General features: G+C 33.7%; 11 protein-coding genes. 5 read left to right on the top strand and 6 right to left on the bottom strand.

Features of this window, described 5'->3' with window-relative positions; all coding sequences use genetic code 11:
* Nucleotides 1–90: 90 nt before the first annotated feature.
* Both mgrA and IRZ83_RS15125 read left to right on the top strand, forming a co-directional pair.
* Complete coding sequence (gene mgrA, locus IRZ83_RS15130) at nt 91–1,047, top strand: L-glyceraldehyde 3-phosphate reductase (RefSeq protein WP_194570010.1); 957 nt, start codon at nt 91–93, stop codon at nt 1,045–1,047.
* Nucleotides 1,048–1,080: 33 nt separating this feature from the next.
* On the top strand, nt 1,081–1,890 hold the full coding sequence (locus tag IRZ83_RS15125; RefSeq protein ID WP_194570008.1) for a hypothetical protein: 810 nt from the start codon (nt 1,081–1,083) through the stop codon (nt 1,888–1,890).
* A 13-nt stretch (nt 1,891–1,903) separates the two neighbouring features.
* Here the strand turns inward: IRZ83_RS15125 and IRZ83_RS15120 are convergent, their stop codons facing one another.
* From IRZ83_RS15120 to IRZ83_RS15095, 6 genes are all read right to left on the bottom strand, one after another.
* Nucleotides 1,904–3,886 carry a glycoside hydrolase family 97 protein gene (locus IRZ83_RS15120; protein WP_194570006.1) on the bottom strand — a complete coding sequence of 661 codons (1,983 nt, stop codon included), beginning with the start codon at nt 3,884–3,886 and terminating at the stop codon, nt 1,904–1,906.
* A gap of 123 nt (nt 3,887–4,009) precedes the next feature.
* Nucleotides 4,010–5,296, bottom strand: coding sequence for a glycoside hydrolase 5 family protein (locus tag IRZ83_RS15115; RefSeq protein ID WP_194570004.1), 1,287 nt, complete (start codon nt 5,294–5,296; stop codon nt 4,010–4,012).
* A gap of 18 nt (nt 5,297–5,314) precedes the next feature.
* Nucleotides 5,315–6,511 carry an AGE family epimerase/isomerase gene (locus IRZ83_RS15110; protein ID WP_317174571.1) on the bottom strand — a complete coding sequence of 399 codons (1,197 nt, stop codon included), beginning with the start codon at nt 6,509–6,511 and terminating at the stop codon, nt 5,315–5,317.
* Nucleotides 6,512–6,516: 5 nt separating this feature from the next.
* Nucleotides 6,517–7,707: a glycosidase gene (locus IRZ83_RS15105; protein WP_029272749.1), complete on the bottom strand. Its 1,191-nt coding sequence runs from the start codon at nt 7,705–7,707 to the stop codon at nt 6,517–6,519.
* 29 nt (nt 7,708–7,736) lie between these two features.
* Entirely contained in the window at nt 7,737–9,128 is a 1,392-nt protein-coding gene (locus tag IRZ83_RS15100; RefSeq protein WP_194570002.1) for an MFS transporter, read from the bottom strand.
* 35 nt (nt 9,129–9,163) lie between these two features.
* The gene (locus tag IRZ83_RS15095) at nt 9,164–10,300 is read right to left on the bottom strand and encodes a glycoside hydrolase family 26 protein (RefSeq protein WP_194570000.1); all 1,137 of its coding nucleotides are present in this window, start codon (nt 10,298–10,300) and stop codon (nt 9,164–9,166) included.
* Between the two features lie 305 nt (nt 10,301–10,605).
* On the opposite strand from IRZ83_RS15095, the gene IRZ83_RS15090 reads away from it, so the two are divergent.
* From IRZ83_RS15090 to IRZ83_RS15080, 3 genes are all read left to right on the top strand, one after another.
* Complete coding sequence (locus IRZ83_RS15090) at nt 10,606–11,484, top strand: AraC family transcriptional regulator (RefSeq protein WP_029272753.1); 879 nt, start codon at nt 10,606–10,608, stop codon at nt 11,482–11,484.
* A gap of 311 nt (nt 11,485–11,795) precedes the next feature.
* Nucleotides 11,796–14,993 (top strand): SusC/RagA family TonB-linked outer membrane protein, encoded by a 3,198-nt coding sequence (locus IRZ83_RS15085; RefSeq protein WP_194569998.1) that lies wholly within the window; start codon nt 11,796–11,798, stop codon nt 14,991–14,993.
* 11 nt (nt 14,994–15,004) lie between these two features.
* On the top strand, nt 15,005–16,603 hold the full coding sequence (locus IRZ83_RS15080) for a RagB/SusD family nutrient uptake outer membrane protein (protein WP_029272755.1): 1,599 nt from the start codon (nt 15,005–15,007) through the stop codon (nt 16,601–16,603).

Here is a 16,603-nt window from a genome sequence, read left to right as displayed (position 1 = left end):
AATCTTTCTGTCTTAGTGTCTTTGTGGCAAAACTTAGTATTTTTTTCTACCTTTAAAACCTATAAAAACTCCAACCCTTAAATTAAAATAATGAAATATAACAGATGCGGAAAAAGCGGGTTATTATTACCTGAGATTTCTTTAGGATTATGGCACAACTTTGGTTCAGTAGATAATTTTGATAATGCGGAAAGTATTGCTGTAGAAGCTTTTGACAAAGGTATTACTCACTACGATTTAGCCAATAACTACGGACCAGTTCCAGGTTCTGCAGAAACTAATTTTGGTAAAATATTGTGGCATAATTTTCAGGGAAACCTGCGTGATGAAATCATTATTTCGACAAAAGCTGGCTACACCATGTGGGATGGACCTTATGGCGATTGGGGTTCTCGTAAATATTTGCTTTCAAGTTTAGATCAGAGTTTAAAGAGAATGAAAGTTGATTATGTTGATATTTTCTATTCGCATCGTCCAGATCCAGAAACGCCGATTGAAGAAACCATGATGGCATTAGATCACGCCGTAAGAAGTGGAAAAGCTTTGTATGTCGGAATCAGTAATTATTCGGCAGAGCAAACTCGAGTTGCGGTTGATGTTTTAAAACAATTGGGAACGCCATGTTTGATTCATCAGGCGAAGTATTCAATGTTAGAGCGTTGGGTTGAAAATGGTTTATTGGATGTTTTAGAAGAAAAAGGAGTGGGCTGTATTGCTTTTTCGCCTTTGGCACAAGGACTTCTAACAGATAAATATTTAAACGGAATTCCAGAAAATTCAAGAGCGCATAACCCGAACGGACATTTGAAAGAAGATGAGGTTACAGCAGAACGCATTCAGAAATTAATGCAGCTGAATGAAATTGCTCAGAATAGAAATCAGTCTTTGGCGCAAATGGCTTTGGCTTGGCTGCAAAAAGACAAACGAATTACATCGGTTTTAATTGGAGCTAGTTCTGTAAAGCAATTGTGTAATAATATTGATTGTCTTCAGAATACCGAGTTTTCGAATGATGAATTGAATGCGATTGAAGTTATCTTGAAATAATCTTTTTAGATAATCAAGTAGAGATATAGTTTTATGAATGAAATTTTATTTACTGATGAGGAGCTAATTCATATAATAGAAAAAGCTAAAGATCCAAAGTATTCGCGATTAAACCTTTTACATGTAGGAGAGAATAAATTATCAATTAGAGGTGTTTCACAAGCTAATGGATTGATATTGGCGTATGGTAATGAATCGACAGGTTACAAACATATTGATGAAAGACATTCTTATTATTCTAGAAAACCATATTGGCAAAATGACAGGATGGATAACCCAACAAAGTTTAGTCATGTTATAGCTCCAATTAATTATCTCTTTATTGCTTCTCAGATTTTTAAGCCTGAAAATAAAAATTTAGAAAAGAACAATAAACCTGAAGTTTTTGATTTATTTATTGGTTTTAGTAAGGATCATTTTGGTATAGACTTAGAGTATAAATTAATTTTGTATAAAGACACAAAAGTGATACATACTTTTTTTGTGAATGATAATAAGAAACCATTTAATAAGAAGAAAGTAATTAATTTAAGACAAGGATGGGTTGGTTCTAGCCATGATTTGTTTAATTGTATACAAACATTTTATTTTTCTTATTTTGATAGCGATGATATTGCTAGATTTAAGGTTATAGTCCGTTATATCGAGGTTGAAGAAAAAGAGAAATGGTATATTCAAGTTAATTCTAATGATGGAATTCCTTGCTTTACGGCTTTTATAAAAGAAATTTTAATTAAACAGAAATTATCAATTCAAACTAGAATGATGCGATTAGATTTTGAAGATGTATCTTGGGTCGAAAAAATAATAAAAACGATTATTGAAGAAAAATATCCTCTATAATGAGGATATCTTTTTATTTTATAATCATCGCCAATCCACCACCGCTTGCCAAACGATATTTCAATTTCATTGTCGAATCAACGGTTACGGTTTCTCTTTTATAATCAGTTGCAGCTTTATCTGCATTTAAACCGTCTGAGAAAATCTCGGCTTGGAATTTTTTGCCTTTTTCAAGGAAAGAAAAATCGATAGTAATATCTCTGGAATCCCAATTTGTGATGACGCCTAAATACCAAGTATTGTCTTTTCTTCTGGCAATGGAAATGTAGTTACCAACTTCACCATTTAATGAAACGGTTTCATCAAAAGTGGTGGGAACTTTAGCAATAAAATCAGTGCTTTCCTGCTCTTTCATGTAAGCCGTTGGACTGTCGGCCATCATTTGAAGAGGCGCTTCAAAAATGGTGTAAAGTGCCAGTTGATGACATCTTGTTCCCTGACTCATTGGGTTGGAGTGACTTGGTTTGAATTCGCTTTTTGTGGCATTTCTCATTGCGCCAGGCGTATAATCCATTGGGCCGGCCATCATTCTTATAAACGGAATAGTTGTGTCGTATAGCGGAACATCGTCATTTGGTGTCCATTTATTATTTTCTAAACCTTTTACACCTTCAAAATTTAGAATGTTTGGATAAGTTCGCTGAATTCCGGTTGGTTTGTACATTCCGTGAAAATCAATAATCAATTTATGATTCGCCGCTCTTTGAGCAATATCGTAAACCGAATTGACCATTTTAGCATCATCACGATCAATAAAATCAACTTTAAAACCTTTTATGCCGAGTTTTGCGTAATTTTCAAAAACGCCGTCAATATTGTTGTTTAAAGCCATCCAAGAACTCCACAAAATAATGTCGACTTTTTTTTCTTTCGCGTAGGCGATTAAAGCTTCGAGATTAACATTTGGATTGTGTTTCATAATATCGGTTTCTACGCTCCAGCCTTCGTCTAAAACCACATATTCAACCTTGTTTTTAGATGCAAAGTCAATATAATATTTATAAGTCTGTGTATTAATTCCAGCTTTAAAATCAATGTTATAAATGTTCCAGTCGTTCCACCAATCCCATGCTACTTTTCCGGGTTTTATCCACGAAACATCTTTTATTTTGGATGGTTCAGCTAATTTTTGAACCATATCATTATTCGCTAAATCCGAATCATTTTCAGAAATAACAATCGCTCTCCACGGAAAACTTCTTATTCCTTTTGTCTTTACTAAATAATCTGCTCTTTCCGTAATTAATTTGTTGAGGTAATTAAATCCACCGTTGGTTTCCTTTAACGGATATTTAGAAAATCGAGATTCAAAACCAGAATTGTTTTTATTATTGGTTACAAACAATCCAGCGTAATCTTCCAGATTTGCTTCTAGAAAAACGGCTTTTTTATGGTTTTTATAATCAATTAGAAAAGGTAAAAAGGCTAAAGTATCTTTTTTGAATTCACTTATTTTCTTGTTTTCATAATGCGATTCAAATGAAGAAATAAACTGATCTTTCGGATTTCGTAAATCGCGGACATAAGGCATTAAAGTATTGTAATCCTGATCAAAGTTTAAAACCACTTCTTCAGATTTAACGGTAATATCCTTTTTCTTTTTAGTTATAAAACGATACGCAGCGCCATCATCAAAAACGCGATACTCAATGCTGAAATCATTTTTGAAGTTTAAAGTCAATTGATTGTAATTGTTTTGAACTGATTTCTTTTTGTATAAAGGTGTTTCAAATGAAGTATTTACAGTTTCCTTTTTTGAATTTAAAACAACAGCATTTTTCCCTAAAACAATATTTTCGTCCAAAGTCATAGACATTTCTGATGGAGCTAAAATCACATCTTTTTCATGCGAGATTGTCCAGCTGATTTTATCATCAACATTAATTTTTACTTCAATTTTTCCGTTTGGGGATTTTACAGTGAAATCCTGCTTCTTCTGAGAAAAAGAAATGTTTAAGAAAAATAAAAACAGCAATATTGTTAGAGATTTTTTCATCAATTTTTGTTTTTTTTAGAGACGCACAGCTGTGCGTCTACGCGTCGTTTACGCTGCGTATATTATTTACGCATAAGACGTCACAGCTGTGCGTCTCTACAGAAAATAGGGTTGAATAATTTTTTAATTCTTCAATTCTAGATTGTATTTCTTAACGATTTTAAGAGTAGACTTGTCGCCGTTAAAAACAGAATTCAAACCTTGTGGTTCTTGCGGAGGATCTGTTGTAAGTGGTTCACCTGGATTCCATTTTCCAGTTTCATTAACGGCTTTTCCTTCACCGCCGTATCCCCAGAAATTCGCTGCCTGCAACGGACCTCCATTTTTATGACTTTCGAGAACTCTTTCAAAAATATAACTGTAAAATTTATCTCTGTAGATTGAAGAAGCTCCTGCATTTAAGCTTTCATTTTCCCTCGGAAGACCAAATTCTTCAATAATAATTGGTCTTTTTAAATTGTTTGCCACTTTAATATGATCATCAATATATTTTCCGGCGTTTTCTAAGGTTGTAGGTAGCATTTTTTCGGCATTATCTGCTTTGAACCAATTCCAGTTTTTTGGCCAGATGTGCATCGTAAGATAATCGATATTCGGATTCAGATGCGTTCTTTCAAAGATTTCCATGCTGTCGTTTGAACTGTTTTTTCCTTCAGAACCTGTCGAAATCAAATGATTTTTGTCTAAACTGTTCATTAAATTTACAATATTATTTAGCCAAGCTGTAAATTTAGCTTCGTTTTCTGGTGTAAATGTTCTCGGCTCGTTCCCAACTTGCCACGCCATAATCGTATTGTCTTCTTTATATTTCTTTTTAGAATAAGCATTTGTACGGGTCATAATAAACTTTACATGATTTTCTAAAGCTTTCATACAAGGATCACAGCTATGAAATTGTGCTGTATACGACATAAATTGGGGCCAAGTATTCGGCGGAATATTCGGAACCGGAATTGCACCTTTGCCGTTCCATTCTAGATATTGCGACATCCCTCCAGACCATTCCCAGTTGTTTGTCAAATATAAAACAGCGTACATTTTACGTTTGCGCATTTCATTGATCAGGAAATCCAATCCGTCGAGTAAATCTTCATCGTATTTTCCTTGTTCGTACTGCAGTGCAGGGCGCACCGTAAAATCATATTTTCCGCCATCACCGCCAACTAAAATTCGTAAATTATCGATTCCGTTTTTCTGCATCAAATCTAGTTCACGCAAAAGTCTTTTTCTGTCGCCCACTTTTTTAGAAGCCAGCAAACTTCCGTACCAGTAGTTGGTTCCAATGTACGAATAGGGTTTGGCGCCTTTGTAAAATTGTGTTCCTTTTACTGTAATTCTTTCCTGCGCTTGACAAGAAATCGCAGTGAAAATTAAAGCTAATGAGAGTGTTTTTAGAAAATATTTTGTCATGGTTTATTTTTTTAGGAGCTATTTAGTATCTCTTTCAATTCTCTGAATAAGCTCTAAACAAGCACGGCTGTTATGATATGGGCATTTCCAAAAACCGGCTTTGTCTTTTTTTATGATTGAATTATCACTGTAAATTCCCCAAAACCATTCTCCGTTTTGTTTGTCGAGAATGTGTTTTTTTATAAACTTCCAATTTTTGTAAACAATGTCTAAAAATTTTTCATCATTCGTTAATTGATAAGCATTGTAAAAACCAATTAAAGCTTCGGCCTGAACCCACCAATGTTTTTCGGCAATTAATTCATTGTTTTTAGGATCTAATTCGTACCATAAACCGCCGTCTTTGTCCAAACCTTCTCGTGTAGCTTCTGCCATTTGAATGGCGTGTTTTTTATAATTGGCAATCAACTTTTCATCTTCAGAAATTTCGGCGCATTGCAATAAAAGCCAAGCTGCTTCAATATCATGTCCGTATGAAATAACGTCTGGTTTTTCGTTCCATTCTTCATCAAAAAACAAACGTAAATGTCCGTTTTCAGTATTAATGAAATGTTCTTCAATTGTTTCAAGCAGCTCAATAATATCACTTTGCAGTTTGTTATCTCTCCAAACCTTAAACAAATTTGCATATGCTTCTACAATATGCAAATGCGTGTTCATGGTTTTTTTTTCGTTGGCGTCTTTATCGCTTAAGCGTAAATCTTTAATTAGTTTCCAATCACGAGAAAAAGCTTCGAGATATCCTTTATTTGCTGGATCGTAACTGTGTCTTTGTATTTGTAAATACAAATTTATAGCTATGTCTAAAGCTTTTTCCTCTTTAGAAATGGCATAATATTCAGATAATCCATAAATAGCAAAAGCTAAAGCATAAATTTGATTTTTAGTGTCTTTTGGTGTTTTGTCAACATTAATACTCCAAAATAAACCGCCCAATTCAGAATCGTAAAAATATTTTGAAAGAAAGTCAAAAGCTCTTTCTGCTAATTTTTTATGTTCCTCATTTTTGGTAATCTGATAACTGGCTGAAAAAGACCATAGAATTCGTGCATTTAAAACAGAACCTTTTTCGGCATTTGCAATAAGATGTTCATTGAAATCGATTTGGCCAATAAATCCTCCATTTTGATTGTCAATAGTATGTTTTGACCAATATTTTAAAATAGAATCAAGTTCTGCTGACAGTTCAGATTTAAGTTGCTTTAGTTTTGACACGATATTTATATTGCGTTATTTTTTTCAATCTGGCTGATGATTGTTTTTACAGAACCTGCAGAAATAAAAGTATCTGAAGGAGCATTTGTAACATAATCAATTAGTTTTTCTACAGATGAAACGGCAACATGCATTCGAGTATCTGATGATGCGTAGTATACATAAACTGTTCCGTCAGTATCTTCAATCCATCCGTTAGAAAATAAAACGTTTGATACATCGCCAACTCTTTCAATGCCTTCTGGACCCATAAAATGTCCGGCAGGAACGTGAGTTACTTTTGTAATGTCATGCAAATCGGTCATAAACATATATAAGGTATAACGTAAGCCTGCTGCAGTATTACGAACTCCGTGTGCCAAGTGCAGCCAGCCTTTCTCTGTTTTAATAGGAGCAGGGCCAAGACCATTTTTCAATTCGTAAATCGTATGATATTGTTTGCCAAAAATGATTTTCTCCTCTTTTACAACTGGGTTTGTCATATCTTCAACATAACCTAAACCAATACCACCGCCCGCACCAACATCGATAAAGCCATCTTGCGGACGTGTATATAATGCATATTTGCCATTTACAAATTCTGGATGCAAAACGACATTTCGCTGTTGTCCGGTATTCGAAATTAAATCAGGAAGTCTTTCCCAGTTTACTAAATCTTTAGAACGTACAATTCCTGCATTGGCTACGGCAGAACTTGTATCTCCTTTTGGAGCTTTTGGATCTTTTCTTTCTGTACAAAAAATTCCGTAAACCCAGCCATCTTCGTGGTTAATCAAACGCATGTCGTACACATTTGTGTCCGGTTCTTCGGTTTGAGGAATTACGCATGGCTTTTCCCAAAACTTAAAGTTGTCAACTCCGTTTGGACTTTCCGCAATAGCGAAAAAAGACTTTCTGTCAATTCCTTCAACACGAACGGCAAGAAGGTATTTTCCATTCCATTTCATTGCGCCAGCGTTAAATGCGGCATTCATGCCAATTCTTTCCTGCAAAAACGGATTTGTTTTTTCGTTCAAATCAAAACGCCAGTTTAAGGGGATATGAGATGCTGTAACTACAGGGTTTTTATAGCGTTGATAGATACCGTTTCCAGCATTTTCTTCTGGAGCATTTTTTTGCTCTATCAGTGTTTTATGTTCTTTCTCTAATGCTACTTTTCTATCCTGAAATGTAGTTGAAGTGGCTATTGTTGTCATATTCATCGATTTCTGTATCTGTATATTTTTTAATTTGTCTGGTCTCTTTTTTCATTTAAATCCTGTTCAATTACTTGAAGTTTTTCTTCAGATAAGGGATAAAATAGGATAAAAATTACTGATATTAAAGCGGCTGCGGCCGGGAGAATACTTAGCATTAATTGAATTCCGTTTTGCGCAACAGCAGTCTGTTCGACATTGGCTTGAAAACCATAATATCCTAAAAGCCATCCGGCTCCAGCTCCTCCGATAGTCCATCCAAATTTTTGTGACATAGAAGAAGCGGAGAAAACTAATCCAGTAGCTCTTCTTCCTTGTTTCCATTCTGAATAATCCGCGCTGTCAGCGTACATTGACCAGATTAAAGGGAAAATACAACCCGCGCAAATGCTGATTAAAACCTGAAAACTCAGAATTAAGAAAATATCTTCTTTTCCGAAAAAATAGAAAATTAAGCTCAAAATTGCGGCTAATGCCATCGCACCAAAAAAGGTTTTCTTTTTGCCAATTTTATTTGCAATTGGCGTGGCAATAATAACCCCGATGATGTTTGCGGCCTGGCCTAAAACCAAATAAATTGAAGTTGGCGTCATGTGAAAATCAGTTCCGAAAAGCGAAAAATCAAAGTTTATACTGCTGCTTACAAAATATTTAAAATAATAAACTGCAGCACCATCACGGATCGAGTTAAATACCAAAGCGCCAATTCCAGCACCCAGTAAAATCCACCAAGGTTTATTTTTTAATAAGTCTCTTAAATCTTCTTTTAAATTTGACTGCTCATCAGAGATTGGTTTTACTCTTTCTTTTGTAAAGAAAAAACAGCCCCAGAAAAAAGCAGTAGTAATAACTCCAAAAACCGCAATTGTGGTTAACCAGCCCGATTTAGAATTTAGGCTTCCGCCGAAGTAATTTACCAAAGGTTCAATAAGCCAAAGTGCCAATAAACTTCCTCCGAAGGCGAAAACCATTCGGTATGATGACAACGTATTTCTTTCTTTTCTGTCAGATGACATGACGCCCAAAAGCGATGCATACGGCACATTGATTAAGGAATAAATCATCATCATGGAGGAATAGGTTACATACGCATAAATTATTTTTCCTTTTTCGTCAAAGTCAGGTGTATAGAAAGTTAAAACTCCAATTACGGCAAAAGGCACGGCAACCCAAAGTAAATAAGGTCTAAATTTTCCCCATTTGCTTTTTGTTCGGTCAGCAATAATTCCAACGATCGGATCAAAGCAGGAATCCCAGATTCTAGTAATTAAAAACATGGTTCCTACAACAGCAGGTGCCAATCCGAAAACATCGGTATAGAAAAATAAAAGGTACATGCTGAAAATTTTCCAGAACATCGAAGATGCAGCATCTCCAAGACCATAACCTATTTTTTCTTTTAAACTAATTTTGTCGTGCATTGGGTTTTTTTTAAGGTTTTAATTTAGTTTGGTTATTATTTTAATACTTTTTTAATGTCTTTTTCAAATAATGTTCTGTCGAGATTATAAAAATCAACAAAATCTTTTTCACTCACTTGGCCTGAAAATGGAGCGTAATAATGCATTTTTTGTTCTTTTTCCTGCCATCCATGGTTTCTCCATAGCAGAACATAAGATATTTTATAATCACCAATTGCTTGGGTCAAAGTTCCTGTCCACCATTTTGGGTCGGGAACAGCCTCATAACCTGCTTCTGCAACAGCAAATAACTTGTGTTTTTCTATGGCAATTTCGTTTAAAATTTTAAGTTGATTCTGCACTTCATTAATAAATTTTTTGCCTTCTTTGTCGTCATTGTTCTGATACGAATCAAAACTTAAAATATCGGCAAAATTATCACCCGGATAATTGGCTAAAAAATCTTCTTTTGAGTTGAAACTGCTGGTGTTGTAAATGTATATTAAATTATGGACACCTTTTTTCTGAAGGTATTCAAAAGTAAATTTCCATAAAGCTTTAAAGTCTTCTGGCGTAGCATTTCCTTTTCCCCACCAAAACCAGCCTCCGGTAAGTTCGTGATAAGGCCTGAAAAGAATCGGAATGTTTTTTCCTTTTTTATCTTTTAAAGAAAGAAGATAATTTGAGGCTTTATCGAGCCAAGAAATGAATTTTGCGTGATTTTGACCGCCTAGCAAAACCGTTTTTATGGCATTTGGCGTGTTGTCCCATGCATTTTTTCCGGTTGCAGGATTATCAAAATGCCAGCTTATTGTGCATATTCCGCCTCTCTCATTGGCTTCTTCGATATATTGTTTCATTTTGTCAAACGGAATCCCATCGATATTTTTTTTGTCATCTTTTTCTAAACCTGCGATATCCCAGCCATAAACTGCAGGATAATCGCCAACAACATCTTTTATATCGCTTCGGCCGTTTTCATATTTCCAGTTTACGCCGTATGCAAGATCATCCTGATGACCAAATAAATATCCTTTTTGCGTTAATTGGTTTAGTTTTTTATAAAGAGAAACGGTTTCAGCTGTTGCTTTTTTATCTGATAATGACAAATTAGTATTAGCAACAATACCTTGAGAGGAACATGAAGTTCCTATAAATACTGTTATGAAGAGGGATAGTATGTTTTTTTTCATTAGGATTTTTATTGTTTTTAAGTCACATAACTGCAAATTCACAAAGTTAGAAGCCAGTGTTTTGATGTAAAATTTCTGATCTGTAATTCAGTACTGTTTTTACGCTAAAATTATTAAAACTCTAAAAAGATATTGTATTAAAAATGATTAATGTTTATTATTAATATTCTTTTTGTAAAAATGATAATTCTATTTTTCAAAGATAATCGGATGTTTATCGTGTATTTAATATTATTTTATCAATTATATATCATATTATTGCAAATAAAAAATCTAAATATCACTTCATAATACACTTTTATAAGATGAGCAGTTCTAAAAATTTTTATAGAGAAATCGCACCGCTTGCAGCTGGAGACAGTTTTTTGGTTTTCGACAGGGTTAAAGATAGTTTTGATTTTCCGGTTCATTATCATCCAGAATTTGAAATTAATTTTATTTTAAATGGAAAAGGAGTAAAGCGTGTTGTTGGAGATAATATTGAAGAAATAGATAATGTTGAATTGGTTTTAATTGGGCCAAATTTATACCATGGCTGGGAATTGAATAAATGTACAAGCAAAAAAATTCATGAGATTACCATTCAGTTTCATAATGATTTATTTCATGAATCTCTTCTTTCGAGACGAATTATGAACCCGATTCGAGATATGTTTAATCGCTCTATTCACGGAATTTTATTTTCTAAAAAAGTAGCCGAAGAATTAACTCCAAGACTTGTAAGGCTTTCTAAATTAGATGGTATGGATTATTTTTTAGAAATCACTTCCTTATTGTATGATCTTGCAAATTCGAGAAATCAGCGATTGCTTTCGACTTATACAGTAGATTATGATACGTTTGATGATTATGATAAAATGAAATTAGTATATGAATATGTGCAAAAACATTTTGCAGAAAAAATCACTTTAGAAGATGTCGCGAATGTGGCGAGTATGTCGATAATTTCATTTAACAGATTTATTAAAAAACGAACCGGTAAAACTTTTGTCAATTATATAAATGACATCCGAATTGGATATGCGGCGCGCTGGCTTGTAGAAAAAGATATGAGTGTTTCTGAAGTTGCATTTAAATCAGGCTTTAATAATATTGCAAACTTCAATCGTAGTTTTAAAGCTATTAAAAATTGTACTCCGAGTCAATATAGAGAAGATTTTTCTGGATTAAAGAGAATCTTATAGTGATACTTTTTTTGCATAAACAAATATTATTTTTAACGAAATCGTTTGATTTTTAGTGAATTCATTAATTTTTATTTATAATTTTTGATGATTTAGGGGAGTTATATTGCGAAATGTGTAATTTTTAATGTATTTTATTTTCATATGTGTTTTTTTAAGATGATATAGTAAAAATATTATCATTAAATGATATAATACTATCGATTTAATGTTTTGTTCTGTTATAGATTTGTTAAATAATTTAGAAAATAAATAATACCCTTTATTACTTGATTATAAGTAAACAAATTTAAACCAACCAAACATTTATTATGAAAAAACTAATGACTAACTTTATTCATTGGAATGCTAACCACAGAGCAATTCCTTTGATCTTATTCTTGTTGCTGACTAGTAATTTTATTGCTGCTCAAGTAAAAGTATCAGGAGTAGTCTCTGATGAAAGAGGACTCTCTATTCCGGGTGCGAATATTTCGATTGAAGGTTCAAAAACAACTGTTTCGACTGATTTTGACGGAAAATATACAATTGACGCTCCTGCAAATGCTACTCTAGTGTTCACATTTATTGGATTTATTACAGAGAAAATACCTGTGGGAGGAAAAAAAACTATAAATGTAGTTTTAAAAACAAATGCTGAAGACTTAAAAGATGTAGTTGTAATTGGTTACGGAACTCAAAAAAGAAAAGATGTAAACAGCGCGATTTCTAGTATCAGCTCAAAAGATATTGAAAATTTAAAAGTAGTTTCTTTTGACCAAATGATGCAGGGTAAAGCTGCGGGAGTTGTCGTAAGCAGTAATTCTGGTGAGCCAGGAAGTAACGTTTCTGTAAAAATTAGAGGTGTTTCTTCTTTAACAGGAACAAATGAACCTTTGTATGTAATTGATGGTGTGCCAATTTCTGGTGATGCAAGAAATTCATCTACATCTGGACGAAATGCATCAGGAAATTCTAATTTTTCTAATGCTGGTAATATTACACAAAGCCCTTTATCACTAATTAACCCAAGTGATATTGAATCGATTGACATTTTAAAAGATGCCTCTGCAACAGCAATTTATGGTTCTCGCGGTGCAAATGGTGTTGTAATAGTAACTACAAAATCTGGTAAAAAAGGTACAGGGAAATTATCTTTCGAAAATTCTTACTCAATAAGTAATCTGCCTAAAAAATTGCATTCTATGAATTTGCAACAATATGCAATACATCAAAATGCTTTATCAGATGTTTATGATCCTACATCTAAACGTCCTGAATTTGCTCATCCTGAACTTTTAGGAGAGGGAACAGACTGGCAAGATGCTATTTATGAAACAGGAATTATGACTTCAAACCAATTGTCTTTTTCTGGAGGTAAAGAAGGCGTAAATTATTACGTATCTGGCGGTGTCTTAAATCAAGAAGGTATTGTGATAGAATCTGGTTTTAAGAGATATAATTTTAGAACAAATATTGATGCAAAGGTTAATAACTTCATCAAAGTAGGTGTTAATATCAGTGGCGCTATTACTGATGAAAAATTAACATTAAACGGCCAGTTTAACGGAGTTGTTGCTACTTCATTATTAGCGACACCAGATGTTGCAGTTAGAGAATTATCAGGTGCTTTCGCCGGACCTCCTGCTGGTGGTGCGACTTCATTTGTAAATCCGGTTGCTACTTCTTTACTAGGTTCAAATACATTAGTAAGAAAAAACTATTCTGGAAATTTCTATACTCAAATTGATTTATTTAAAGGTTTAGATTATCGTTTTGAGGCTGGTGGTTATATATATGACAATTTAGGACAGCAATTTGATCCTATGTATTCTTTAGGAAATGCAGTAAAAAGTTATGCGAATTTATATTACAGACCATCTAGCGGTAACTCTTGGAACTTAAAAAACATGCTTACCTATAGAAATACTATCGGTAAACATAATTTTACAGTTTTGGCTGTGCAAGAATCTAACAGAGCACATTGGGAAGGTTATTCTATAACAGGTTACGGATATAAAGATAATAATGATAAATCGCTTGCCGCTTCAGATTTGTCTAAAGCAGTTACCAGCGGTGTATATTCTGGAACTCAAACCTTAGCTTCTTATTTAGGAAGGGTTGTTTACGATTATGCTGATAAATATTCCGTTTCAGCTGCAGTAAGAACAGATGGATCTTCAAAATTCTTTGTTGGAAATAAATGGGGCGTTTTTAGTTCAGTTGGCGGTTCTTGGAAACTTTCGAATGAGAGTTTTATGGAAGACACTAAAAAATATGTTGACGGTATTAAACTTAGATTTGGCTGGGGACAAACAGGAAACAATCAAATTGGTAATAATTTATATGATTCTAATCTGCATTTGGTTAACAGTACAATGGGAACTTCTTATTTGCCATCGAACACGCCAAATAAAGATCTGAAATGGGAAACTCAGGATCAAACCAACATTGGATTGGATTTTACATTATTTAAATCTAAACTTTCTGCTTCTGTAGATTTGTATAAAAAAGTTTCAAAAAATTTCTTGTACCAAGTGCCATTGCCAAACTACCTTTCTGGTGGTGGCGATTACGAGGGAGGAGTAAATCCGCCGTACTTTAACCTTGGAAGCATGCAAAATAAAGGTATTGAAATTACACTTGGATACACAGAGAAATTCACAGAAAATTTTTCTTGGAATGCTAATTTAAACTTTACGAAATACGAAAATGAAGTTACTAATATGGCAGGATTAAACATTGTAAAAACAATGAATACACTTGCTTATAATACAGTAACAGTTTCAAGAACCCAAGAAGGTTTGCCAATTGGTTCGTTTATAGGTTACCAAGCTTTAGGAATTTATAGAACAGATGATGATTTGTTAACTTATGGGCATTCAGATGCTACAGGCACTAAAGTAGTTTTGAAAAACGGAACCAATTCATTATTGCCAAGCTTTCAAAAAGGAGATGTTATTTATAAAGATCAAAATAATGATGGTATTATCGACTTAAAAGATTTAGTTGCCATTGGAAATCCAAACCCTAAATTTACTTATGGATTTACAAATAATTTCAAATATAAAAATGTCGATTTGTCTATTTTTATTCAAGGAACAGCTGGAAATAAGTTAATGAATTTAACTCGTTTGTCTGGAACAATGAACAGCAACTTGGGAACAAACTATCTGACGGAAGCAGCAGATTTTTATTCGCCTTCAAATCTAGATGCATCTTTGCCAAGACCATCAACTTATGATAATATCAACAATGCGATATCAACACGCAATATTGAGGACGGATCTTATTTGAGAATTCAAAATGTCACTTTAGGGTATTCATTGCCATCTGATATGATTTCAAAACTAAAATTATCAAGATTGAGACTTTATGCTTCTGGACAAAACCTATTTACGTTTACAAAATACACAGGTTATGATCCTGAAGTAGGTTCTTTTAACCAAGACGCATTACTGTCTGGTGTCGATAACGGACGTTACCCAACGCCTAGACAAATAACGTTTGGTTTTAATGTTGAATTTTAATACGAATTAATATGAAAAATATACTAAAAATAAACGGTGTTGTTGCTATGGCAATGCTGCTGTTAATCTCATCATCTTGTTCTCAGGATTTTATCGAAGTGCCTGCGGAAGGAGCGCCTACCATTGGTAATTATTACGATTCAGATACAAAATTGGATAACGCCAGTAACGGATTATACGGTATTGTATGGTTTAATATGAATAAATCGGCTTTTTATGGTATTACAGATGTAATTTCTGGTAATATGTATGCCAGTCAATACAATGATTTCGGGAAATTTACCGATTTAAGTTTTACTAATTCACAAGCTTTTATTTCTGACGCTTGGAGATCTTGTTTTGGAGCTATTGCAAATTCTAATGCTTATATTAATAATTTGCCGCAAAGTGTTGGTCCAAATGTTAGCAAGGAAGCTTTGAATAATGCTTTGGGAGAATCGCATTTCATTAGAGCTTTTTCATATTTCTTTTTGGTAAGATTATGGGGAAATGTGCCAATCATCGAAAACAATGCTGATTATTCTAAAAACTTTGTTATTCCAAGTAATCCGACCGAAGATGTTTATAAGTTTATAGAAAATGACTTAAAATTTGCTATTGCTAATTTAAGGGTTAAAAACAGAGGTGGCGATTATGCTGCAAACGCACACGTGTCAAGCGGATCAGCGAAAGCTTTTTTAGCAAAAGTGTATTTATATGAGAAAAAATATGATTTAGCAAGAGCTATGGCGCAAGAAGTAATAAACAGCGGCGAGTTTAAATTGTTAGGCGGCGATGAGTTGCCAACAAAATCTTTTGCTGATTTATTTTTGCAAAAAAATAATAACAATGAAGAGTCGATTTTTTCATGGCAATGGACAGGATCTGGAACTTACTTTGAAGGGAATTTCTCGAATACATTATTTGCTCCAGAAAACAGATTGGTTGAAACTACTTATTCAGGTCAGATAGCGCCATCGCAAGATTTAATCCATAATGTTTTTGAAAATGGAGATAAAAGAAGAATTGAAACTTTTATGCTTCCTGGAGATTTTTATCCAAATCTGACGTATGCTAAAACACTTGATGTTGATTCACCGCTTATTTTAGGATACACATTTGCATTAGAAAACGAAGCTCAAAACTCAGGTGCCGGATTGAAAAAATATGTAATCGGAAAAGAAAACCTGCCAATCACAGGGCCTTTCAATGCTCCATTTAATGGAGAAAGCAGTATGAACAGTTATATGATGCGTTATGCCGAATTATTATTAATTCATGCAGAAGCTATTTTAGGCGGACAATCAGGAAGTACTTCAGATGCAATGGCACTAAAATCGTTCAATGCAGTTCGAAAAAGAGCTGGTCTTCCTATAAAAGCATCTATTACTTTCGATGATATTTTTAAAGAAAGACGTGCCGAATTAGCTTGTGAAGGCGATTATTATTTTGACTTAGGGCGTTTGCCATTTGCAAAAGCGAAAGCGATATTAGAGGCTCAAAATAGAGGTGATAAAGAAACAGAGAAACACATTTCGATTTCTGCAACAAACCTTTTATTGCCTTATCCAGCTGATGATTTGATTAAAAATCCAAAATTGACAGAAGTAGCACCGTATACTTTTAAATAA

The sequence above is a fragment of the Flavobacterium sp. JLP genome (assembly GCF_015350755.1).
In the GTDB taxonomy this organism is placed as follows: Bacteria; Bacteroidota; Bacteroidia; order Flavobacteriales; family Flavobacteriaceae; genus Flavobacterium.
The sequence above is the reverse complement of the archived record's forward strand: the minus strand, read 5'-3'. Positions and strand labels throughout refer to the sequence as shown.

Bases quoted from the DNA above. Each gene is read 5' to 3' on its own strand.
- mgrA (WP_194570010.1), top strand. From the start codon at position 91: ATGAAATATAACAGATGCGGAAAAAGCGGGTTATTATTACCTGAGATT.
- IRZ83_RS15125 (WP_194570008.1), top strand. From the start codon at position 1,081: ATGAATGAAATTTTATTTACTGATGAGGAGCTAATTCATATAATAGAA.
- IRZ83_RS15120 (WP_194570006.1), bottom strand. From the start codon at position 3,886: ATGAAAAAATCTCTAACAATATTGCTGTTTTTATTTTTCTTAAACATT.
- IRZ83_RS15115 (WP_194570004.1), bottom strand. From the start codon at position 5,296: ATGACAAAATATTTTCTAAAAACACTCTCATTAGCTTTAATTTTCACT.
- IRZ83_RS15105 (WP_029272749.1), bottom strand. From the start codon at position 7,707: ATGACAACAATAGCCACTTCAACTACATTTCAGGATAGAAAAGTAGCA.
- IRZ83_RS15100 (WP_194570002.1), bottom strand. From the start codon at position 9,128: ATGCACGACAAAATTAGTTTAAAAGAAAAAATAGGTTATGGTCTTGGA.
- IRZ83_RS15095 (WP_194570000.1), bottom strand. From the start codon at position 10,300: ATGAAAAAAAACATACTATCCCTCTTCATAACAGTATTTATAGGAACT.
- IRZ83_RS15090 (WP_029272753.1), top strand. From the start codon at position 10,606: ATGAGCAGTTCTAAAAATTTTTATAGAGAAATCGCACCGCTTGCAGCT.
- IRZ83_RS15085 (WP_194569998.1), top strand. From the start codon at position 11,796: ATGAAAAAACTAATGACTAACTTTATTCATTGGAATGCTAACCACAGA.
- IRZ83_RS15080 (WP_029272755.1), top strand. From the start codon at position 15,005: ATGAAAAATATACTAAAAATAAACGGTGTTGTTGCTATGGCAATGCTG.